The sequence below is a fragment of the Marinagarivorans sp. genome (assembly GCF_982758155.1).
Window position 1 is genome coordinate 1 of record NZ_CEXWTU010000067.1, and the last position, 21,459, is coordinate 21,459.

Here is a 21,459-nt window from a genome sequence, read left to right on the forward strand (position 1 = left end):
GAATACCGGCCTGTCACGCCGGGGGTCGCGGGTTCGAGTCCCGTCCAGTCCGCCACTTAAATCAAAACCTCCAAGACCCCTCATAAAACCCCAAATCATTAAACAAAAATTACGATCAATAGCTTTTGCTATTAACCGCACTTATAAAAACCTTATAACTCCCGCTCTCTCCAGCGCTTAGTCAAACCTACATACGCATCCACTCTTCGATCCCGAAAGTACGGCCACATTCTTCTCACGCTCTCGGTGCGCTCCATATCTATTTCTGCAACATAAAAGCCCTGCTCATCAGCCGGCGCCTTAATCAGCACTTCACCCTGCGGACCCGAGACAAAACTTGTGCCCCAAAACTGAATACCCGCCCCACCATCAGGGTCAGCCTCGAAACCCGTTCGGTTAGCCACTAATACGGGCAAGCCATTTGCTACCGAGTGAGACCGCTGAATAGTTACCCATGCGTCTTGTTGCCGCTCTTTTTCAGCCGCATCATCCCTAGGATCCCAACCAATCGCTGTTGGGTAAATCAGCATATCCGCACCGGCAAGTGCCATCAGGCGCGCCGCCTCGGGATACCACTGATCCCAGCAAACTAGCACACCCAACTTACCAATTTGTGTCTGAACCGGCTTAAACCCCTCAAACTCAGCATCGGCATCGCCGGGAGTAAAGTAGAATTTTTCATAAAACCCAGGATCATCAGGAATATGCATTTTCCTAAAAACACCCACACGCCCCAATCTCCCATCAATAACTTGCGCAGTATTATGATAAAGGCCAGCTGCTCTTCGCTCAAACTGAGAGATAACCATCACAACATCAAGCTCGGCCGCCAAGGACTCATATGCACGATAGGTTTCACCATCCAGTGACTCAGCCAAATCGAAATTTTCGACACGCTCCTGCTGACAAAAATATGCCGTTGCGTGCAACTCTTGCAATACGATCAGCCTGCAACCAGCAGATGCAGCATCGCGCACATAGCGAGCACTTTTTTCAAAGTTATCGACTTTGTTATTTGAAGGCACTTCCAGCTGCAATACAGCTGCCCTTACTACGCCATTCGACGCCATACTTGTCACTCTCGACTACACATAAAAGATAAATGAATTCCGCAATATAAAAACGGCACAGCAATACTATTTTGACAACAAATGAGCAATCTGCATTGTTGCGCAATGCAGGCTACCATGCTGCTCAACAAGAGCCGAACAGTTAACTCGCCGCACCATGTGATCCGGCAAAGCCAACGCGATCACAGCAACCGCAAGCTCATCCTCCGGCAAACCATAAACCGGCAGAAAAACCGCTTCATTACAAATAAGAAAATTAGCATAGGTTGCAGGAAGAACCCGACCATCGATCCGGCTAGTGAGAATAGGTGTCGGAAGTTCAAACGCCCGCCAACCCCACCGGCTAGCCAAACCATGCACCTGCTCGTGCAATGAATCCAGAACCACCGCGTCGTGATGAAGCGAATTGCGACCACTATAAACAATGACATTTTTGGGTCCAAGACGCGCGATTGTATCGACATGACCATCAGTGTCATCACCTGTCAGCACCACACCCTTCAGCCACGCAAATTCGCGGACACCAATCGAATCACGCAATTTTTCTTGCACGCGATCCTTTGAGGTAGATGTATTACGAGCAGAATCAATGACGCACTCCTCGTTTGCCAACAAAACACCATCACCATCAATCTCTAGGCCGCCACCCTCGCAAACAAATTTAATGCAGTGAGGACGTTGAAACAACCACTCCTCGAGCTGCGCGGCAACTGCATCATCGGCATCCGCAGCATACTTCCCGCCCCAGCCATTAAAGGTAAATGCAACGTAGCCATCCGAGCAACTAATAGGGCCGTAATCACGAACCCAGGTGTCATCATAAACAATGTCATTTTTAACACGAACAGGATGACCGCAATTTCTCAGAGCTAATTCAGCACTAAACATCTCCATGTTTAACGATGGATGCAACAAAACCCAAACTTCAGCAGAGTGCGAAATAGACTCCAACATATCCCAATAACATGCAGTCACATCAGCATAGTTAGCATCCCAATCACCACCAGGATATGGCCACGCCAAAAGTACTGCACGACAAGGCGCCCACTCGGGCAACATTTGTGAATTTGACATTTAATGCCTTATGAAAGGAGAAACAACATCTAGCCGAGAAAGCCTAAGTCCAGCCTCAGACTCACCACTGAAATCACGACCAAAATAAAGCTTTCCTAGATCAATCGCAGCGATATTAAGAGAAGGGAATTTGAAGAACCTTGACTTGGGCGCCTCCGCTTGAGCGTTAAGAGCAAAGGCTTTTTGACCACCCTTTGTTTCGAAAAAAGCCCCCGTAAGGCTGTAGAGGTAAGAAGCGCTATGACGAGTACGCTGGACGTTGCAAGCATCATCCAAATACACCTTCGACTCAAAATCTAAGTGCGTAAAACTCACAACAAGGAAGTCTCTACGATAAATTTTGGTTCGCCCCTCAACTGAAGGATAGCAGTGGCGCTGCCACTGCCCCTGCATTCGCTGCAAAATATCAAAGCTTGGGGCCGCGCGATAATCGGACACCGCAACCATCGGTAATGCCGCCATAAAACACAAAGCAGGTATGCGCCATAACATCACGTAATTAATCACCAAAGAAAACAGGCGCTATTTCAGACGTCCAAACCTCTTCCGTAACCACCCCTGCCAGCCTATAACGAATAACACCTGCTGCATCAACAACAAAGGTTTCTGGGGCACCATAAACACCTAGATCCAACCCCAACCGCCCCTCCTCATCAGCAATATTCTCAATATAAGGATCGTGCATAGACTTTAAAAGCGCTAAAGCCTCATCGCGATCGTCTTTATAGTTGACCCCCACGATTGGAACCCCCATTTGCGAAAGCTTCAGCAAATAAGGGTGCTCAACTTTACAGCTAGGACACCAAGTTGCCCAAACATTTAGCAAGTAAGGACTACCCTCGAAATCCTTGTCCGTAAGGATTTTCGCTTCGTCACCCAAAGAGGGTAAAGCAAACGAAGGCATCTGTTTACCCACCAACGCCGAAGGAAGGTCGTTAGGGTCTTTTTTAAGCCCCTGATAAAGTAATATCGACAATACGAAGAATACAACAAAAGGGATAAATAACTTCAGACGATCTACATTCATAACCAATCCTATTAAGCTGCCGCAGTAACTTTAGCCGCTTTGGGCTCACGCGCCAACCGGTAACGCTTATCCATTATCGCCAACGTCGCACCGAGAGCCATAAAAATTGCACCAAGCCAAATCCATCGAACAAACGGCTTGTAATGTACGCGAACCGACCACGCCCTAACATCCAGCTCATCTCCAAGTGCAACATACAAGTCCCGGAAGAAGCCAGCGTCTATAGCCGCTTCAGTCATGGTGTTACCACCAGAAATATACTGCCGCTTCTCAGGTTTCAGTACAGCCTCTAGCTCACCATCACGATAGACTTTAACTTCACCAACCTGGGCGTTGTAATTTGGACCGCTAACATTGGCGACCTCAACAAGCTCAAACTGATGACCACCGACAACAACAGGCGCTTGATACTCCAAACGTAAATCGCGTTGATCGCTGTAGATAGTGTTAAGCGACGCCCCTAATAGCATCCAAACAAACCCAAGATGCGCCGTTATCATGCCGTAGTAACTTAGGTTAAAGCTGAATATGGCAGACAGGCGATTTTTACTGTGTCGGGTTTTGCGCAGTACATCACTGATAGTCATTAGAACAACCCATGCGCCCAACGTTACCGTCAATGCGGCCCCCCAGTGGTATGCGTCACCCAACAAAGGTGAGATCAAACCCAGAAATATGGCACCACACAATGGTGCCAGCAGCCAGATAAGCAGCGGCTCCATCTTGGTTTTTTTCCAATTCATCATAATGCCCACACCCAACAGCATTGCGACACCCATCATTATTGGCGCAAAAAACAAGTCGAAGAATGGGGGGCCTACTGATATTTTCTCATCCCACAAAAATTCTACAAACACAGGGTATAAGGTTCCAAAAAGAACCATTCCTGTTGCCGTCACAAAGAGCACATTATTGAACAATAGAAATGATTCCCGAGACATCCAGGAAAACCCAGGGACGCTTCGGATAACGGGAACCCTAATCGCATAAAGCAACAGCGAACCGCCGACAACGAACCCTAAAAAGATTAGGATAAACAAACCCCGAGTCGGATCTGTCGCAAATGCATGCACAGAAGTAAGTACACCCGAGCGCACAATAAAAGTGCCAAGCAAACTAAGGGAAAACGCAAATATAGCTAATAATATTGTCCAGCTTTTAAAGACACCCCGCTTTTCTGTAACTGCCAAGGAGTGAATCAGTGCCGTACCCACAAGCCAAGGCATAAATGATGCATTTTCAACCGGATCCCAGAACCACCAGCCGCCCCAGCCAAGCTCGTAATAAGCCCACCAGCTACCAAGGGCGATACCAACGGTCAGAAAGGCCCAAGCCATATTTGTCCAAGGTCTTGCCCAGCGAGCCCACGAGCTATCTAAACGCCCACCTAATAAAGCGGCAATAGCAAAAGCAAAGGCAACCGACATGCCGACATAGCCCATATAGAGCATTGGAGGATGAATAATCAAACCAAAATCTTGCAGTAAAGGGTTTAAATCGGACCCCTCCTGCGGCACTCCAGGCAAATTTCTATCGAACGGATTGGAGGTAACGATCATAAATAGAAAGAAACCAACAGCGATCATCCCCAATACAGAAAGAACACGCGCCAGCATATCCGCGGGCAAATCCCTGGAGAAAATCGATACCGCCAGCGCCCACGTACAGAGAGTCAAGACCCAAAGCAGCAAAGATCCTTCATGCCCCCCCCATACAGCGCTAATCTTAAAATGATCAGGCAAAAGAGTATTCGAATTACTCGCAACATACTTAACAGAGAAATCATCCTGAAGAAAAGAGTACGCCAAGATGATGAAAGCAATCGCCGTAAACACAAACATACCCGCGGTTAAAGAGCGAGCAGAATTCATCCAAACGATGCGGCCAGTGAAGCTCCCCACGAGAGGGACTACCGCCAAAAATAGCGCCATGACTAACGCCATAATTATCGCAAAGTTACCGTACTCAGGAATCATAATCCAACCCCTCACAAGTCATAGAGTTCCCCGATGTGTTTTGCACAGAGTCCTCAACCTCTTTCGGGGTATAAGATTCATCATGCTTAGCAAGCACTTCGGACGCTATAATGATTCCACTTTCGTTAAGCTTACCCTTAACAACAGCAGCCTCACCTTCACCGAATAGATCCGGCAAGATACCGTCATAAGAAACACGTAGATTCTCAACACCATCGGTAATTAGGAACTGTGTTTCCAAGCGGTCCTTAGCCTTTTCGATAGTCCCAGGGACCACACAGCCACCAGCACGAATTGCCTTATCTAAAGGCGCCTCACCGTTAACAACTTGCGACACAGAAAAGAACAAATTACCCATGGAGCCGACAGCATACTTAAGCAAGCCAGCAATAACGGATGACGCAATGACAATCAGCAACACAACAATTAAACGCTGCTTTCTAACTGGATTCATGATTAACCACCTCTTTTGCAGTTTCATTTCGCGCCGCTAGCGCGCGCTGCTGCTTAACGAACTTTGACTTACGTAATTTTGGGCCAAGAGCCATACCAACAAATACGATAAGCGTTAAAAAGTAAGATACCCAGACGTAAGGGCCATGCCCTTCCATCCATAAAAAATCTGACAGACTATCAAAATAAAATGTCATCACCGCCCTCCCACCGCAACATCTTTAACCCACTGCGTTTTCGCTTCACGATGCAAAACCTCTACTCGGGTCTTACTTAATACCAGCCAGCCATAAAACAGGTAAACCGCAAAAATCATCAGAATGAGAGGGTACGCCATTTCAGGTGCGATACTGGATTTTTCTGTGAGCTTGAGTGTTGCGGGCTGATGAAGCGTATACCACCAGTCTACTGACTTATAAATAATAGGGATATTGACCATACCGACTAAAGAAAGAATAGCGCATGTTTTATCGGCAGACTCTTGGTTTTGATAAGCTTCCTGCAAAGCCATCACACCCAAATACAAAAAGAACAATACCAACATAGACGTTAAGCGTGCATCCCAAACCCAATAGGTGCCCCATGTCGGCTTGCCCCAAATGGCCCCGGTAACTAACGCAAGAAAAGTCATCGCCGCACCAACAGGGGCGGCAGCCTTCATAACCATATAAGATAGTTTCATTCGCCAGATTAGGCCTACGGCACCACTGATAGCCATAACGTAATACCCAGCCATAGATACTATCGCTACAGGCACATGAATATAAATGATGCGGTAGCTATTGCCCTGTTTTGCTTCAGCCGGGGCAAAACCCAAGCCCCAAATCACGCCAACGCCAAGCATTAATAAAGCCAGCCATCCCATTACTTGAACCCATCGGGCTGTTTTTTCATAAAACCACTTGGGAGACCCTAAGCGGTGAAACCATTGCCATGCCACAGTATTCGACCCTTTTTTGTTATGTAGAGCTGTTTACACTTATGTTCAGTTGTCGTTCAGACCAACGGAACGTGTATTAAGTTCTCTTTACACCCAATTTATGAGAACAAAGCCCCATTATTATTAAAGCCCACCAATTTTAACTATTTACACTAATGCGTAATGCCCCCGCTACCGCGAATGGCGCCATGATAAGCGCGGCCAAACACATCGCCGTTAGAATAGCGATCTGACCACCTATAGGAAAGCCATCAACCGCCTCATTCACTGCGCTAGCACCAAAGATCAAAACCGGCACATATAAAGGCATAACTACTAGCGATAAAATAAGCCCTCCTTTGCGCAAACCCACAGTTAATGCGGCACCAATAGAGCCAATAAGGCTCAAGCTCGCAGTGCCAATAAATAAAGATAGCATCATCGGTAAGTAGCCGTCAGCAGGCAAAAATAGCATCACCCCCAACAACGGAGTTAAGAGCATCAATGGAATACCAGTCACTAGCCAATGCGCAGCAATTTTGGCCAGCACCAGCCAAGGCAGCGGATGGGGGCTGAGTAACATCTGCTCGAGAGAACCGTCATCATAATCACTTCGGAATAAGCCATCCAAAGAAAGTAATGTCGCCAATAGCGCTATCACCCAGATCATGCCTGGAGCCAATTTTGCCAGCACCGCCTTTTCGTGACTAATCCCCAACGGCAAAAAGATGACAACCATCAAGAAAAAAATTAAGGGATTTGCTAGCTCGCCCTTATGCCGAAAGGCCAAAACAAGCTCACGCTTGAAACATGCCGCAATTGCAGTACTAAGACTCGAAACTGGAGCTGAAGCATTAATCATTTAGGCCGCCCCCACTATAAACCTCGAGTTCTATTGTTTTATAATTCTCAAGCGAGAGCGCCTGATGGGTAGTTAGCAACACAGTGCCGCCACCCTTTGCGTGAGCGTCAATAACAGCCTCGAGTCGTGAAACCCCCTGCTTATCAATAGCCGTAAAGGGTTCATCAAGAATCCAAAGCGGTGATGCATCAAAATATAACCTTGCAAGGCCTACGCGCCGATGCTGTCCCGCTGACATTTGATGACAAGGTATATCGGCATAGCCTGCAAGCCCAACCTTTGCCAAAATACTTTCAACATCTAAAGTCTGCACCTCACCTTTAATACCCGCAAACCACTGCAGGTTTTCACGCGCAGTAAGCGACTTTTTAATACCGGGTTGGTGGCCAAAATAAAGGAGCTGGCTCAAGAAATCGAAACGTGCCTGAGAAACAGGCTTGCCTCGCCATAGCATTTTCCCTTCACAGCTATCAAAAAGGCCGCACAAAGCGCGCAACAGTGTTGTTTTTCCGGCGCCATTTGGGCCAGCGATTTGGATAATTTGACCTGACTGGATAGTGGCATCGATAGGCACGAAAAGAGGCTCGTCATCGCGAGTACAGGTGAACTTGCTTAACTGCAACAAGACCAATAAACCTCCAAAGTGAAATTTTTATTATTACAGACGACTTCTCAAATCCTTGCTAAGCACACTGCACTAGCCCCTAAGGCCAATTCTAAAAGTCGCACAGTGTAGTCGCTTAAAAGAGCGATGGCGAGCAATACACAGGCTAAACTTAACAACTAAACTCATTAGTCAACACTCGTTCTCAATCATAGCCCCGCGGCGCAAATGAATAGCCCCTATGAATATACCGCCCCTACCTATAGCTGCAAATCCAACCTCGGCCCCCAGCATTCAAGCTGCCTCACCGAATTCACCCATCACAAGCCCTGAATTTATCGCGAAAGCTTTAGGCTTGACCGAAACCAAGACGGTTGTCGCCACTGTTTTATCGAGCGGCCCGCTCACCGGCAAACTACTGGCTCTGCTAACAAGCCAACCCTCCCTTTTGGCCACTAGCGCCCCACAAACCTCGCAAGCAGTTAAAGCACCTGCCGCAAACAGTCCAAAGAATGAAGCTAACCCACAGCAAGCGATCACTTCATTTTGGCTAAAACTTACTATCCCAAAAGCCGGTTCAATACTTGTCACGCTACCGGCGCCCGGCGCAGAACAGCAAAGTAAGGCTCCGCCCAATGGCACAAGAATACCGATTAAATTATCACCCAATGGAGAAGTGGAACTTACACTACCTAAACTTAACCCAGAAGGCCCGGCCAGAAGCCGCACAAGCGCGAACACTCCGTTACCACTCACCTCATCATCAACACTTAACAATATCGCTTTCAGTACGAAGCAGCCCTCCCCAACTACCGCAACACCATCAAGCAACCACAACAGGGCGCACTTTACTCAGCCCTCACCTACTTCCGATGCGCTATCAACACTCAGAAAAATTTTGGCGGTAAAAAGCGGAGGCGGCAATACCCAAGCCCAAACATTCAACAATATTCAGCAGCTTCAGCTCGCGGTCTCAAAGACCACCCCTGTTATCCAAAAACAACTATTACCCAACAAACTTATACAGAGCCTAGCGCTATTAACCCAAGGCGCAACAAGACCATCGCAAACACCCGAAGACCTCAGCGCAGTATTAAAAGTCTACCTAGGCGTTGCCAACCCCCACCCAGTTATAACTCAACTACAACAAGCTTCAGTCATCACCCAGCAACTTTCTAATAAGCTGGATCCCACAGCATCTCTCTTGACTGCATTACTAAAGGGGCTACCCAATAGCACCGCCAGTCACGAATCCGTCCAGGAAAGCCGAGCCGCTATCGCCCAATGGCTAAATCACGAGTTAGGCGGGCAAATCACGCGCTTGGCACGCCAGCAAGTCGCTAACGCGCTCCCCCTAGCGGAACGGCATGATTCGTTTCAACACCAACAAGAAATCCCCATCAAACTGGGCGATGAATTCACAACACTTCAACTAAGAATTGAAGAGAAGCGCGAACCTGAGCATAAAAACGAGGGGAATACGCATGAGGCTAATACAGAGAAAAAATGGTCTATATTTCTAACATTTGAAATCCCAGCACTAACCCACCAAAAACAAAAAAACAAAAGTGAACTCAGTGTTGAAATGACGCTTCATCAGGAAATCGTAAACATAGAGTTCTGGTGCTCAGAGCCATTACTGCAAGAAGAAATACAAATGAAATCAACTCAGCTTGAAGATGAAATGATGACCTCCGGCCTAAAAGTAGACTCCCTAGCAGTTCACAAAGGAGAGGCGCCGAGCAAGCGAACGGCCGTATCACAAACACGAATTGACCTCAAAACGTAGGCGGCACTTATGAATCAGCAGGAACCCACTGCCCTAGAACTATCCAAAGCTGTAGCTCTATTTTATGACGGGCAACAAGCCCCCAAGATTATAGCTAAAGGAGAGCAAGAAACCGCCGATGCCATTCTGGCTTTGGCTCTTGAGCACGACATACCAATATGCAACAACCCGGCACTAGCCGACCTACTAACTTTATTGGAAGTTGGCGATCATATCCCTAAAGAGCTTTATCTTGCCGTAGCCCACATCATCGCTTTCACCTATCAATTGAGACCAGAGAACAGCGACGACATTCAAGCATACCCATCCTAAGGGGCGAGGCAATTATTGTTTCCTCGCCCCTTAGAGCCTTTATTTTTGAATAATGAGGGACGTAAACAAAACCTCCTCAACACCATCAACCCCCTCTTCGTCCATGACAATTTTCTGAATCTCCTTTAAAGCCTCCGTTCGCAAAGCCTCCTTCCCCTCCTGCGACTCAATGGTTTCATCCGTCTGACCGGCAAATAAACGCACAAGATTATTACGAATATAAGGCAAATGGTGACGAACACCACTAGCCGCTGCACTAGTCGTCAACCTTACCGTCAGCTCCGCCTTGATATACCGCAAGCGACCCTCACCACCATAATTAACAACAAAGGCAGGCTTTATCGGCAGATAAATGGGTTGCGGTGTAGCGGCGACCTCGCCATCCTCTTGCCCAACAGCCCCTACTGCTGTCACCATCAATAGCAAGAACCCCAAGCGGAACGAGGCATATTTAAGAATTGAGAGAACTTGATTAACCGTACTTTTCATAAAGCAGCCCAAACATATCCAACAGACGGATTTATAACAATCATCAACTTTTTACCGTGACGCACCTATATCAAGTGTAGTCTAAGGCTTGTGTTTATCAGGAACTTTACTTACCGTACTCCGTCTTTACTCAACAGATATTTACCACCTAACAGCAGATTGCACCTTCGGAGACACTGCATGCTCAATACGCTCTTACCTTCCCCGCGCCAAACCTTCGCTATTATTGCCGTTGGTTGCCTTGGCTTAATTCTTGTTGGTTTATATATGCAGCATGTCATGGAGCTTATTCCCTGTGCACTATGCATCACGCAACGTATATTTATTATTGCCGTGGGCCTAATGGCATTCATTGGATTTATCCATGCCCCAACAAACTACGGCCAAAAAATTTACTCAGGCCTTGGGGTTACATTTGCCGTTGCAGGCGGCAGTTTTTCATCGCGCCAAATATACCTTCAAGGGCTCCCTGCCGATCAAGTACCCGCCTGTGGCCCAGACATTACCTACATGTTTGAAAACTTCCCACTACTGGACGCACTTTCATTGCTTTTACGCGGTGACGGCAACTGTGCAGAAGTTGCTTGGACTTTTTTGGGTATTTCAATTCCGGGCTGGACACTGGTCGCCTTTGGCGGATTAGTCATTATTAATTTATGGCAATTTATTCGCCTACCACAACAAAAGTAAGCCACCCCTACATAACTGTTTGATAGAGAGCAAGAGGTTTTTATACTTAAAAGCCTCTTGCTCTCTATCAAACAATCACCTATCTTGAATCACAGACATTGGCTAAATGAATTGCTCTTATCTCTTTGTAAGCACATTGAAACCAATGACAGTCAACTCGACCAGAATCGATACAAGCTCACCATATTAGAGCAAAAACAACAAACCCAGTTCAGGAAAGTGAAATTATGTTAGAAGACTGCAAAACTGCGCAAGAACGCTGGGGAGGCGTCAGTGAAATCATTGATCGCTGGTTACACGAACGCCAAGAGCTACTCGTTGACTACTGCGCACTCAGCAGTGCACTTATGGACCCTGAAGATTCAGACTGCGGCACAAGACTAAGAAAACTATGCCAGATAATGGTTGACTATGTTTCGGCAGGACACTTCGAAGTTTACGAACAACTCATGCAAGAAGCGAAAGAGTTCGATGACACTGAAGGCCTTCGTGCTGCAAGTGGGTTTTACAAAACGATAGATGGCACCACAGAAGATATTTTGGATTTTAACGATAAATATCAAGAAACGGATGATATTGAAACACTAAATACCGACCTATCAAAAGTCGGCGAATGGTTAGCCACTCGCTTTGAGGCCGAAGACTGCATGATTGAAGTCCTTCACGTTTCACATAAAGATCAAGTCGCGTAAATCGCGAGCCATAGCACAGCGACAATGCAGCGCCTCTGATTGACTGAACTACACTAAAAGAACACCAGTTAGTGAGTCAGCCAAACCATGAAGCGCTTTTTTTTTGATACCAATCCATCACGCCCCCCGCTAATAACAACACTATTAACCCTAAGTATTTTTCTCAGTGCGTGCGATCAGTCAATTCAACTGAGCAGTAACGAAAAAATTAGCGATAAAAGTATCACCACTGCAGTAATTACGCCTAACGGCATCGTTTTGGGCACATTAGAAAATGGCGCCGTCGCTCACATCAATGACACCCAGCAAGCCAATTATTTATGGCGACTACCCAACGATAGCCAGCAAGCCGTAAGCGCTGTTGCAATCGCTAAAAAAGCACCCACCGCCATTACCTCCTCCGGCAGCACCCTCACAATTTGGAACACATCAACAGGTAAGGCCGCCCACTATTTAAGCGCACCCGCCAGCATAAATACTATCGCGATTACTGATGATGGATCACGCGCAATCCTTGGCCTCGACAACCGAACCGCAACGATTATCAATTTACAACGTGGCGGCATTATCCAGAGCCTGCCTCACTCCAGCCCCGTGCTTGCCGTTGCTATTAGTAATAAAGGCCTAGTACTCACTGGAGAAGAGATGAATAAAGCACACCTTTGGAAAATTGGAATGGAATTACCCCTATTCACCCAGGAGCACTCCGACGCCGTAACACTCGTTCGCTTTGCGCCCAACAACAAACTGGTTTTTAGCGCTAGCCGCTACGACACAATGAAAGGCTGGGACCCACTTCCCCCCTATTCAACAAGTTATGAATTAAGCAGTCAATCAATGGCGTTAAAAGCGGGAAGACTAGCAATAGATATGGCATTCATCGACACAAAGAACCTTTTAATCCTATTTAGTGACAACACAATCGAGTATAGAAATCTAGGGGAAGCGGACACACTGAAACAATGGAGAGTGGGTAAAAAAACTATACTGGCAAAAGAAAACACACGCCCAGTATCCATCGGTAAATTCAATAATGACTGGAAAGTCATCATGTCAGACGGCAAGCTTTATAGTTTGGGTAACATTTAGGGGGCGAGGCAATAATAGTTTGTCCAATTAGACGAAGAGATCGGCTTTCTTATCGAGGCGCTTAAAGGGGCGCATGCCGGGGCATGTAACGCTTTGAGCAACGAAGGTAAGGAGGCCGAGATCAAGTATTAGTGGATGAAATATTGTTTCCTCGTCCCTAAATATCAGATCAACCCACCATTCCCGCTACTGAAATAACAACCAGCGCTGGCGCCAAAGAAAACGCGAATAGCCACTTAAGAATTATCAGACTTAAGCGATAGAAAAAAGACACCAGTAACAAGAGTCCGAAAATTAGCCACTTTGCTGAACAGAATGCATATCCCACATGGGCAGAAAGATACCCAAGGCTAATATTGTTACAAAAACAGCCATCACAACAATCAAAATGGGCTCAATTTTCGCACTTAATGTTTTCAGGTCATAATCTACTTCGCGCTCATAAAAATCGGCGACTTCTTCTAACAGCTGCTCAACCTGACCACTCTCTTCACCAACAGCAATCATCTGCAAGACTAATGGCGAAAATAAATTAGTCGCCACATGAGTACGAATTAAACTATCGCCACGCTCCACTCCGCGACGAATACTATCGATTTTTTTCTCCAAAAAGGGATTATCGATAGCTCTAGAGCAAAGCGTTAGCGCCTGATTAACCGGCACCCCAGCCTTTAGCATCAAAGCAAAACTCCTAGAATAACGGGCCATCATTGCTCGCGAGATTGTTTCACCCACAAGAGGAAGTTTTAATTTTTTCTCCCCCCAAATCAAAGCGCCCTTGGGATGATTTAAAAAAGCGTAACCCCCACCAAAAATGGCGATAATACCCAGCAATAGTGCCCACCAGTAATTGATGAAAACATGCGACATAGCCATTAATATTTGAGTCACAAAAGGTAGGTCAGCGTCGTATTTTTCAAACATAAAAGCAAATTTTGGTATCACGAATACGTTGACCACAGTGATTGCAATTACCAACGCAGCTACCACAAAACTAGGGTAACGCACGGCCGCTTTAATGCTTTTTCGCGTTTCTTCATCTCGTGCCAAATAAAAGGCAAGCTGATTAAATACAGCCTCTAAATTACCACTACTTTCACCAACATTAATCATACTGACAAACAAATGATTAAATATTTTTCCGTGCTTAGCTAAACTCGCCGAAAGCGACATACCACTTTCCAGGCGATCACCCACATCATTAAGGACATCCCGAAAAACTTCATGCCGAATACTGGACGCTAAGCCCCGCAAGCCTCGTACTAGAGGTATTCCTGACTTTGTAATGGTAAACATTTGACGGCAAAACATGACAAGTTCAACGGTTTTAACTTTACTTTCACCAAACAAAGCACTTATTTGACGCCCTGCAGAAGCAACAATGGTCACCTCCGTGATATTAACAGGCGTAACGCCCCTCGCCTGTAATTGCAGCGCTACCGCATCGGCAGTTGCAGCCTCTAGGCTCCCGGAAATCCCCTGTCCTTGCGCAGTACGGCCAAAAAATTTAAAGGCTGGCATATCGATTAATCCGCCGCATCTGATATAAGCTCATTTTCCGGCACTATAAGCTCCGTAGGCTCTATTGACTCATCCTCAACCTGAGCGGTAACCTTAAGGACCTCCTCTAATGTTGTTTGCCCTGTAATAGCATATTCAAGCGCGCCCAAACTTAGAGGGCGATAATGCGGATGCTTGTGAGCCACCTCATTAAATTCGCGAACATTGTTATCGCGCAACGCGTTAGCCATAGCATGGTTAAGCTCCAACAACTCAAAGACACCTATACGCCCGTGATACCCAGTATTAAAGCAATGCGGGCAACCCGAACCACGGTAGAATTCCGTATGTTTTTGCGCCTTTAACGTTTTTAATAACAAGTGTTCATCAACAGAAATTGGAGCCGGTTCTTTACAGCTTTCGCAGATTTTTCGAACTAGACGCTGAGCAACAATGGCTTTCAAGCTAGATGCGACCAAATAAGCATCTACCCCCATATCCACAAGGCGTAACGCCGATGCAACTGCATCATTAGTGTGCAAAGTTGATAGCACCATGTGCCCAGTCATGGCAGCTCGCAAAGCAATTTCAGCCGAGCTTGCATCGCGAATCTCACCGACCAAAAGAATGTCTGGATCCTGCCGCAAAGTCGCGCGCAATACGCGCGCAAAATCTAAACCTATCTTTTCGTGAACTTGAACCTGACTAATTCGTGGCAATCGAAATTCAACAGGGTCTTCCACGGTGATAATTTTTTTCTCGGGCGTATTAAGCTCGGAAAGCGCTCCGTAGAGAGTTGTTGTTTTACCGCTGCCTGTAGGCCCGGTAACAAGCACCAAACCATGGGGCCGAGTAATAATATGCCGAAAGCGCTTAACGTATTCCGGAGGCATTCCTGCATCATCGAGTTTTCGCACTCCCTGTGATTGGTCAAGCACTCGCATAACAACAGATTCGCCGAACTGGACTGGCATTGTCGACAAACGCACATCAATTTTACGCTTGTTGACCGTAAGCTGGAAACGCCCATCCTGCGGTAATCGTTTTTCAGAAATATCTAAACTCGACATAAGCTTCAAACGAACGACCAGCGCACCGGCAATTCGCTTCTCGTTCATAACAGTCTCAATCAAAACGCCATCGATACGTTGTCGAATACGTAGAACAGCTTCATCGGGTTCAATGTGGATATCAGATGCTCTCGTTTTTATGGCTTCCTCGAATATTTTTTGCAACAACTTAACAACAGGAGCATCGGTGTCTTCAACTGACGACAGCAACTCGGATAAATTAAGCGCATCGCCCCCCAACTCCTCATCCAGCTGCTCCGCCAAGGAGGCAATTTCACTCGCGCGACTATAAGCACCATCAATAATATCCATGAGCTCAGACTCACGAACAACGGCAGGTTTAATATTGCCCTTTAAAACCTTTTGAACCTCATCCAAGCCAAAGATATCGGTCGGATCCGACATCCCCAGCAGCAGCCCATCATGGTCACGTTTAAGAACAACAACACGATAACGTCGAGAAATTGTTTCGGGTAATAACTGAACAAGCTCTTTTTCAAAACGGAATTGCTTCAGTTCAATAAAAGGGTAATTCAACTGCTTGGAGAGTAATGTTAAAAGCGTATTCTCTTCAACGTATCCCATTTCAATCAGCTGACGACCCAATTTATGGCCCGTCTTTTTTTGCTCAAGCAGCGCATTGCCAAGCTGAGCTGAAGTAATGATTTGTTGTGCGACCAGTAAATCACCAATTCTAATGCGCTTTTGACTGATCATAAAACCACCGCTCCTACACCAAGAATCTCAATATACTTACAACCCAAAAAATCACAAATGGCTATTCCTGCAAACGAAAATCATGACCTATTTTTTCAAAGCGCTGATAGCTACCCTCAATGTCGTTTTTCCAAGAATTTTCATCAACAACCACAGGGCGCATTAATATCACTAGCTCCTTTTTCGTTTTGCGGTCACTCTTCGTACGAAAGAACATATTCAAAATCGGTATATCACCCAATAAAGGACGCTTACCGTCAACTTGAATAGTGGTTTCCTGCATCAATCCACCAAGCACAACCACTTCACCGCTATGCGCACGCACAATACTGTCGCTTTCTCTAATTTCTCGTAAAGCTAACGGCAGGTCATACTCATCACTGCCAATCGTAAAAATCTTTTGCTGATCCTGAACCGTACTTACCAGCGGGTGAACATGAAGAATTACGGCGCCATCACGACTGATTTGCGGTGTAACATCTAGCGATATTCCACTGAAAAAAGACGTCAGTTCTATCTCAGGCGAGGTGGTAGTTGTTGCAGCACTCGCCGTAGTATTACTTTTCACCCCAGTCACAAAAAACTCATCCGTGCCAACACGAATCATCGCTTTTTGGTTATTCACTGTACTTACACGCGGACTAGATAAGACCTGCACAGAACCTTGAGTTTCCAGAAAGGCCAGCAATCGAAAAATATCATTTATCACCACAACCGATGAAAATATTTCCCCATTTTCAACAACACCCTGAATTGTTGGCGTTGAATCAAAAGCAGATACATTATTGGCATAACTGGCTTGGTTACCCAATTGTTCCCAATTAATGCCGGCTTCATAATCATCATTAAGCGTAACTTCAATTATTTTTGTCTCTAATATTATTTGCCGTGTAACATTAACTTGAGCGCGCTCCAAAAAGCGTCTAACTCGGCTCAGTTCTTTCGGCAGAGCTTTCACGACAATAATGCTGGCATGAGGATTAAGTATTACAGCCCGACCATCAGAGGATCCCACAATTGCATTGAGCGTTGTCTCTAGGTTTGTCCAATAATCGGTAGCGTTTGTGGTGACAATTTTCGTTCCTGATGTATTCTGGCCAGCGCCGGCATTAGCACTTTCACCACCCGCTTCGCCTCCACTTCCACCACTCGCAGAGATTGCACTAATAGCAACAGACGTTTCGGTAGAACCATCCCTTGAGATATTCAAATAATCAACATCGAATATCTCAGTGCGCAACTTACGGGGGTAAATAATATACACGCCACCATCAAAGGAAAACTCATAGCCATATACATCACGAGTTATTTTCAGAACCTCGTCAACAGTTACATTTTTTAACTCTAAACTGATTGAACCATTAATTTCAGGATCAGTAACTACATTCACTCCAGCATCAGAAACCAAGCTTAAGAAAAACGTTTTAGCCGGTAAATTAGTCACCGATATATTAAACTTTTTAGGTTTTTCAACTGTGATTTTTGACATACCCAATGAGGCGCCGACTTGGCCAATGAGGGCTGCTTTGGGCGCCTGTTGATGCCCAACAACCTGTTCCATTTCACGTTCAGCAATCAATTCACCATTAATTCGAGCACACCCCGATAATGTTAGCGCGATAGCAATAATCGCTAAACTACTCATCATTATATTTCGTGTATTCATTCGACAGCCTTCTCCTAACACGTCGATACCCTATGACGTGAACGTCTTATTACTCTATAAGTGAAAGTCGCATTTTTAATGTGTATTTTTTTCCTTTATGGGAATAAACCACATTACCCTCGTTAATTTTTTCAATAACCGCTCCGCCAACAGCGTCACCCTCGTAGACTCTACGATCATTAACAATAGCAAATCGTCGCTCGCCCACATCTGCAATCGCAGACAGTACCAAATCCACATGTGATTCGGATCTTGGCGCCTGATGAAGCGGGGTCGTCGGGTCTCGTAGTTCTTTAGCTTCCGCCCACAAACTCCCACTCATCAGCATTGCGAACAAAAAAATCTTTCGATACTCCGCGAGAATTCCGCTCTTAACGCCCACCCAGCATCCCCTCCTCTGTTGAAAGGGTATATAACTCTATATCGACCAATGCCATCGGAAATTTAGCCACACGATAATCCAAACCTTCCCAATAGAAGCGCCAACTCAAAGATTCGAGTGCTTGCAAAAAATTCACAACCTCAAAATAACTGCCTTCTAACTGAACCCGTATTGAATGTCGATAAACAGATTCTGGCGGTAAAATCACCACCTCGTTACTTTCCCCATCACCGCTAACGTAGTTACTGGTGACAGCCGCCATAGATTTTAACTGTATCTTTTTACCCCCCAAATCAATCTCCTCAGGCGGTAAAGTTTCTAACGATTTTAACTTGACCTTTTCAGCTTGCTTAGACACAGTTCGTAATATTTCTGGCAATTTATCGCTAGGGACCAAGCGTAAAGATAGTTCATCCAAATTATTTTCTAACTGCAGTAATTTACCTTGTAGCTTTAGTCGCTCTCTTTTCAAATTGGCGTCTGGATCTCTCGCCGCAACACGATCAAATACCTTTTTTTCCGTACCAAGCTGATCTACCTTTTTTCCTATCACTTCAATCTCGCCCTGCAGTCGAACAATTTCTTTACCGGCAGGCATGATAAGAGCCGTATCAAATAACAAATAAATACCCGCCAGAAAAGATCCAAACAGCAGCATTCGTTCACGCACAACCAAAGTATCAAAACGGTCACAGAGATCTAACCAACGTTGAAGTAACTTCACTTCTTCTCCTTGGTTTCAAACAAGCGGCTAAACGACCGGGTACCATCGTAGCCCATCGAAAACTCGACATTACCTGAAGCATTCACGTTGCCGATTTTAATGAGGCCAAACTGAGATACAGAAAACACCTCTTCTTTTCGAAGTGAGCTTAAATACTCTGGGACATCATAAGAGCGAATCCCTTCACCTGACATCTCAATCAATTTACCGCCCCGGGAAAATGTAAAATGTTCCAAAGACACTCTCGAGGATGCCTTTGCTGCCATAGCGGTCATAGCGCTGTGAAAGCTAAAATTTTCATCCAGTGTTTGACCTTTAATTAATCCCGTTAAGCGCTCACGCGATGATATTTTTCGGTGCAAATTTTCGATATTTAACTCAATTTCTTTCCGAGAGCTTGGGCGCTGCTGCGTTTTAGATTTATCGAGTTCTATCTCTAAAGCACTTAACACTAAGCGTTTCTCTTCCAGCAGCACCTCTAGCCGTCCAGCCTCTCGTGCTTTTACAAAATGGATCAGCATGAGCACCACCACCACACCCACCAAGACCGATGCCAAATACTTGGAACTAAACCAGTCTTTTTTAGGCTGCAGCGCGCTGACATATAAATTAATTTGCTGCATGTGTTTCCTGCTCGGCTCTTAGCGAACCACCAATCGCGCCTAAACATTGCTGCAGCACTAAGCCATCAACGTCATCAGCCATACTAAATACCGCACTCACATCCATATACTGAATAGACGATGCCAGGCTGGCGCGCAAACTGTCGGTAACTTTATCTTCGGTTACCCCGTCACCACAAATATAGACAACGCCAGGCGCCGCCTGCCCCATTTGTCGCTCGTAATAGTCAAGCGATCGCTGCAGTTCTAACGCGAGAATATCCTCCGGTAGGTCCTCAAGGAGCCCAGCCTGATACTCCAAATCAAATTGACGAGATAAATACAGACTGCCTTTTTTGAAGAGGCTCACACTCCCCCGCCCTTGCCGAAGGCGCGCAATAGCGACACCCCGACCATCAAACTGAGGATCTATTAAGCTGGAAGCCAAATTACGCATTACCAGCTCATTAATATCAATAGACTCTAAAGCCAAATCGACATCTTTTATTAGCCCCACAATCGAACGCAAACGTTCCATCTCAGCAATAACGACGTAAACCATTTTTTTACGTGAATGCGCACCATCCTCAGGAAGCCTAAAGAATTCGATGGCTGCATCATCAAGGGACATACTGACGAGATCTTTAATTTTCCAACGCAAGGCGCTGCGCATTTCATCATCTGGGACATCTGGCGCATCAACTAGCAATAACTGATACTGCCCTTGCGACAAGACCACATTACACGGCAAGTGCTGCAGCCCTTGCGACTTAACATAATCCCCTAGTATTTTCTCACGTGAAGTCGTGATTTCGGCGGGCAGGAAATCAACATGCTTGAGCAAACTGCCATAGTCTGCCGCTTGCCGATGGACAATCGCCACGCCATCATCGCGCAACTCCAAGCCGACATATTCGTTCGCTGTTTTCTTCCGAGGCCACTTAATCACGTTGACAGATCCAACTTAGCTCCACACTATGCGCAATCCTTCGACACGCACCTAATCCAACATTGATTGGTTATATGCTTCGAGTATCATTAAATTTCGATAGTCGAAGTTACACCAAGCTAGTTTGAGTATAGACGCTCGTTTTCACTTAGCAGCAGAGACCTATGTTAAATATTGTTTTGTTCGAACCCGAAATCCCCCCCAATACCGGCAACATTATTCGCCTATGTGCCAACATGGGCTTCCAATTACATTTAATCGAACCCTTGGGGTTTGAGCTTGATGACAAACGTTTGCGCCGTGCCGGTCTGGATTACGCAGAGTGGGCAAATGTTAAGCGCTATACTAACTGGGAAAGCTTTATTGAAAGCCACGGAAATAAGCGCATTTTTGCGGTTAGCACTAAAGGCACTCACTGGTTTAGTGAGCAAAAATTTGAAATGGGTGATTTTTTACTTATGGGGCCCGAAACACGAGGCCTTCCACCTGAAGTGCGTGAGTCCTCATCCGTGAATGGTGTACTACGTATACCAATGCGCGCGGATAGCCGAAGCATGAACCTATCTAATGCCACAGCAGTGATTGCTTATGAAGCTTGGCGCCAACTTGGCTTCGAAGGCGCCGTTTAATTAAGGAACGAAGACATAAGGGACGAGGAAAAATAGCTTGTCCAATAATACTTGCCTCCAGCGCCCTCAACTGCGTTGCCCAAAGCGTTACATGCCTCGGTAACTGCTCCACGACATAATGCTCCTCGATAACTGCTTATATGGACCCACCCTGTCAAACAAACTATTTAAACT

24 protein-coding genes are annotated in these 21,459 nt (G+C 45.9%); 6 read left to right on the forward strand and 18 right to left on the reverse strand.

Annotation, left to right across the window (positions count from 1 at the left end; all coding sequences use genetic code 11):
- Positions 1-152: 152 nt before the first annotated feature.
- The 10 genes from AC3A8L_RS09505 to ccmA form a co-directional block, all read right to left on the reverse strand.
- Complete coding sequence (locus AC3A8L_RS09505; RefSeq protein WP_487962011.1) at positions 153-1,070, reverse strand: carbon-nitrogen hydrolase; 918 nt, start codon at positions 1,068-1,070, stop codon at positions 153-155.
- Between the two features lie 66 nt (positions 1,071-1,136).
- Positions 1,137-2,144, reverse strand: a complete 1,008-nt coding sequence (locus AC3A8L_RS09510) for an agmatine deiminase family protein (protein ID WP_487962012.1) — start codon at positions 2,142-2,144, stop codon at positions 1,137-1,139.
- Positions 2,145-2,639: a hypothetical protein gene (locus tag AC3A8L_RS09515; protein ID WP_487962013.1), complete on the reverse strand. Its 495-nt coding sequence runs from the start codon at positions 2,637-2,639 to the stop codon at positions 2,145-2,147.
- Between the two features lie 4 nt (positions 2,640-2,643).
- Positions 2,644-3,171, reverse strand: coding sequence for a DsbE family thiol:disulfide interchange protein (locus tag AC3A8L_RS09520; RefSeq protein ID WP_487962014.1), 528 nt, complete (start codon positions 3,169-3,171; stop codon positions 2,644-2,646).
- Positions 3,172-3,182: 11 nt separating this feature from the next.
- Positions 3,183-5,147: a heme lyase CcmF/NrfE family subunit gene (locus AC3A8L_RS09525; protein ID WP_487962015.1), complete on the reverse strand. Its 1,965-nt coding sequence runs from the start codon at positions 5,145-5,147 to the stop codon at positions 3,183-3,185.
- On the reverse strand, positions 5,137-5,601 hold the full coding sequence (locus AC3A8L_RS09530) for a cytochrome c maturation protein CcmE (RefSeq protein ID WP_487962016.1): 465 nt from the start codon (positions 5,599-5,601) through the stop codon (positions 5,137-5,139). The genes AC3A8L_RS09525 and AC3A8L_RS09530 overlap by 11 nt, the downstream gene beginning before the upstream one ends.
- On the reverse strand, positions 5,588-5,797 hold the full coding sequence (gene ccmD, locus AC3A8L_RS09535; RefSeq protein WP_487962017.1) for a heme exporter protein CcmD: 210 nt from the start codon (positions 5,795-5,797) through the stop codon (positions 5,588-5,590). Before ccmD ends, AC3A8L_RS09530 begins: the two co-directional genes overlap by 14 nt.
- Positions 5,797-6,540: a heme ABC transporter permease gene (locus AC3A8L_RS09540; protein ID WP_487962018.1), complete on the reverse strand. Its 744-nt coding sequence runs from the start codon at positions 6,538-6,540 to the stop codon at positions 5,797-5,799. The genes ccmD and AC3A8L_RS09540 overlap by 1 nt, the downstream gene beginning before the upstream one ends.
- Before the next feature lie 139 nt (positions 6,541-6,679).
- Entirely contained in the window at positions 6,680-7,381 is a 702-nt protein-coding gene (ccmB, locus tag AC3A8L_RS09545) for a heme exporter protein CcmB (protein WP_487962019.1), read from the reverse strand.
- Positions 7,374-8,006, reverse strand: coding sequence for a cytochrome c biogenesis heme-transporting ATPase CcmA (ccmA, locus tag AC3A8L_RS09550; RefSeq protein ID WP_487962020.1), 633 nt, complete (start codon positions 8,004-8,006; stop codon positions 7,374-7,376). Before ccmA ends, ccmB begins: the two co-directional genes overlap by 8 nt.
- A 220-nt stretch (positions 8,007-8,226) precedes the next feature.
- Between ccmA and AC3A8L_RS09555 the strand changes: the two genes are divergently transcribed.
- On the forward strand, positions 8,227-9,774 hold the full coding sequence (locus tag AC3A8L_RS09555) for a hypothetical protein (RefSeq protein WP_487962021.1): 1,548 nt from the start codon (positions 8,227-8,229) through the stop codon (positions 9,772-9,774).
- A 9-nt stretch (positions 9,775-9,783) separates the two neighbouring features.
- A complete protein-coding gene (locus AC3A8L_RS09560; protein ID WP_487962022.1) occupies positions 9,784-10,086 on the forward strand; it encodes an EscU/YscU/HrcU family type III secretion system export apparatus switch protein in 303 nt (100 codons plus the stop codon).
- A gap of 39 nt (positions 10,087-10,125) precedes the next feature.
- Here AC3A8L_RS09560 and AC3A8L_RS09565 read toward each other — a convergent pair whose 3' ends face one another.
- The gene (locus AC3A8L_RS09565) at positions 10,126-10,575 is read right to left on the reverse strand and encodes a flagellar basal body-associated FliL family protein (protein WP_487962023.1); all 450 of its coding nucleotides are present in this window, start codon (positions 10,573-10,575) and stop codon (positions 10,126-10,128) included.
- Positions 10,576-10,755: 180 nt separating this feature from the next.
- Here AC3A8L_RS09565 and AC3A8L_RS09570 point away from each other — a divergent pair, with 180 nt between their 5' ends.
- The 3 genes from AC3A8L_RS09570 (at position 10,756) to AC3A8L_RS09580 (ending at position 13,046) form a co-directional block, all read left to right on the forward strand.
- Entirely contained in the window at positions 10,756-11,265 is a 510-nt protein-coding gene (locus AC3A8L_RS09570) for a disulfide bond formation protein B (protein ID WP_487962024.1), read from the forward strand.
- Between the two features lie 227 nt (positions 11,266-11,492).
- Positions 11,493-11,957, forward strand: a complete 465-nt coding sequence (rsd, locus tag AC3A8L_RS09575) for a sigma D regulator (protein ID WP_487962025.1) — start codon at positions 11,493-11,495, stop codon at positions 11,955-11,957.
- Positions 11,958-12,044: 87 nt separating this feature from the next.
- On the forward strand, positions 12,045-13,046 hold the full coding sequence (locus AC3A8L_RS09580; RefSeq protein WP_487962026.1) for a WD40 repeat domain-containing protein: 1,002 nt from the start codon (positions 12,045-12,047) through the stop codon (positions 13,044-13,046).
- 294 nt (positions 13,047-13,340) lie between these two features.
- On the opposite strand, the gene AC3A8L_RS09585 is transcribed toward AC3A8L_RS09580, so the two are convergent.
- The 7 genes from AC3A8L_RS09585 to AC3A8L_RS09615 all read right to left on the reverse strand — a co-directional run bounded on the left by AC3A8L_RS09585 (position 13,341) and on the right by AC3A8L_RS09615 (position 20,656).
- Positions 13,341-14,567: a type II secretion system F family protein gene (locus AC3A8L_RS09585; RefSeq protein ID WP_487962027.1), complete on the reverse strand. Its 1,227-nt coding sequence runs from the start codon at positions 14,565-14,567 to the stop codon at positions 13,341-13,343.
- Between the two features lie 5 nt (positions 14,568-14,572).
- Positions 14,573-16,333 carry a GspE/PulE family protein gene (locus AC3A8L_RS09590; protein WP_487962028.1) on the reverse strand — a complete coding sequence of 587 codons (1,761 nt, stop codon included), beginning with the start codon at positions 16,331-16,333 and terminating at the stop codon, positions 14,573-14,575.
- A 61-nt stretch (positions 16,334-16,394) separates the two neighbouring features.
- The gene (gene mshL / locus AC3A8L_RS09595; RefSeq protein ID WP_487962029.1) at positions 16,395-17,999 is read right to left on the reverse strand and encodes a pilus (MSHA type) biogenesis protein MshL; all 1,605 of its coding nucleotides are present in this window, start codon (positions 17,997-17,999) and stop codon (positions 16,395-16,397) included.
- Positions 18,000-18,048: 49 nt separating this feature from the next.
- The gene (locus AC3A8L_RS09600) at positions 18,049-18,381 is read right to left on the reverse strand and encodes a general secretion pathway protein GspB (RefSeq protein WP_487962030.1); all 333 of its coding nucleotides are present in this window, start codon (positions 18,379-18,381) and stop codon (positions 18,049-18,051) included.
- The gene (locus AC3A8L_RS09605; RefSeq protein WP_487962031.1) at positions 18,371-19,105 is read right to left on the reverse strand and encodes a hypothetical protein; all 735 of its coding nucleotides are present in this window, start codon (positions 19,103-19,105) and stop codon (positions 18,371-18,373) included. Before AC3A8L_RS09605 ends, AC3A8L_RS09600 begins: the two co-directional genes overlap by 11 nt.
- Entirely contained in the window at positions 19,102-19,728 is a 627-nt protein-coding gene (locus AC3A8L_RS09610) for a hypothetical protein (RefSeq protein WP_487962032.1), read from the reverse strand. The genes AC3A8L_RS09605 and AC3A8L_RS09610 overlap by 4 nt, the downstream gene beginning before the upstream one ends.
- Entirely contained in the window at positions 19,715-20,656 is a 942-nt protein-coding gene (locus AC3A8L_RS09615) for an MSHA biogenesis protein MshI (RefSeq protein ID WP_487962033.1), read from the reverse strand. The genes AC3A8L_RS09610 and AC3A8L_RS09615 overlap by 14 nt, the downstream gene beginning before the upstream one ends.
- A 164-nt stretch (positions 20,657-20,820) precedes the next feature.
- On the opposite strand from AC3A8L_RS09615, the gene trmL reads away from it, so the two are divergent.
- Positions 20,821-21,285 carry a tRNA (uridine(34)/cytosine(34)/5-carboxymethylaminomethyluridine(34)-2'-O)-methyltransferase TrmL gene (trmL, locus tag AC3A8L_RS09620; RefSeq protein WP_487962034.1) on the forward strand — a complete coding sequence of 155 codons (465 nt, stop codon included), beginning with the start codon at positions 20,821-20,823 and terminating at the stop codon, positions 21,283-21,285.
- Positions 21,286-21,459 lie beyond the last annotated feature (174 nt).

Excerpts from the sequence above, each read along its gene's own strand:
- AC3A8L_RS09555 (WP_487962021.1), top strand. The coding sequence starts at position 8,227 with ATGAATATACCGCCCCTACCTATAGCTGCAAATCCAACCTCGGCCCCC.
- AC3A8L_RS09520 (WP_487962014.1), bottom strand. The coding sequence starts at position 3,171 with ATGAATGTAGATCGTCTGAAGTTATTTATCCCTTTTGTTGTATTCTTC.
- AC3A8L_RS09570 (WP_487962024.1), top strand. The coding sequence starts at position 10,756 with ATGCTCAATACGCTCTTACCTTCCCCGCGCCAAACCTTCGCTATTATT.
- AC3A8L_RS09610 (WP_487962032.1), bottom strand. The coding sequence starts at position 19,728 with ATGCAGCAAATTAATTTATATGTCAGCGCGCTGCAGCCTAAAAAAGAC.
- ccmB (WP_487962019.1), bottom strand. The coding sequence starts at position 7,381 with ATGATTAATGCTTCAGCTCCAGTTTCGAGTCTTAGTACTGCAATTGCG.
- AC3A8L_RS09590 (WP_487962028.1), bottom strand. The coding sequence starts at position 16,333 with ATGATCAGTCAAAAGCGCATTAGAATTGGTGATTTACTGGTCGCACAA.
- rsd (WP_487962025.1), top strand. The coding sequence starts at position 11,493 with ATGTTAGAAGACTGCAAAACTGCGCAAGAACGCTGGGGAGGCGTCAGT.
- mshL (WP_487962029.1), bottom strand. The coding sequence starts at position 17,999 with ATGAATACACGAAATATAATGATGAGTAGTTTAGCGATTATTGCTATC.
- AC3A8L_RS09505 (WP_487962011.1), bottom strand. The coding sequence starts at position 1,070 with ATGGCGTCGAATGGCGTAGTAAGGGCAGCTGTATTGCAGCTGGAAGTG.
- AC3A8L_RS09560 (WP_487962022.1), top strand. The coding sequence starts at position 9,784 with ATGAATCAGCAGGAACCCACTGCCCTAGAACTATCCAAAGCTGTAGCT.
- AC3A8L_RS09510 (WP_487962012.1), bottom strand. The coding sequence starts at position 2,144 with ATGTCAAATTCACAAATGTTGCCCGAGTGGGCGCCTTGTCGTGCAGTA.
- AC3A8L_RS09525 (WP_487962015.1), bottom strand. The coding sequence starts at position 5,147 with ATGATTCCTGAGTACGGTAACTTTGCGATAATTATGGCGTTAGTCATG.
- AC3A8L_RS09530 (WP_487962016.1), bottom strand. The coding sequence starts at position 5,601 with ATGAATCCAGTTAGAAAGCAGCGTTTAATTGTTGTGTTGCTGATTGTC.
- AC3A8L_RS09565 (WP_487962023.1), bottom strand. The coding sequence starts at position 10,575 with ATGAAAAGTACGGTTAATCAAGTTCTCTCAATTCTTAAATATGCCTCG.
- AC3A8L_RS09580 (WP_487962026.1), top strand. The coding sequence starts at position 12,045 with ATGAAGCGCTTTTTTTTTGATACCAATCCATCACGCCCCCCGCTAATA.
- AC3A8L_RS09585 (WP_487962027.1), bottom strand. The coding sequence starts at position 14,567 with ATGCCAGCCTTTAAATTTTTTGGCCGTACTGCGCAAGGACAGGGGATT.
- trmL (WP_487962034.1), top strand. The coding sequence starts at position 20,821 with ATGTTAAATATTGTTTTGTTCGAACCCGAAATCCCCCCCAATACCGGC.
- ccmD (WP_487962017.1), bottom strand. The coding sequence starts at position 5,797 with ATGACATTTTATTTTGATAGTCTGTCAGATTTTTTATGGATGGAAGGG.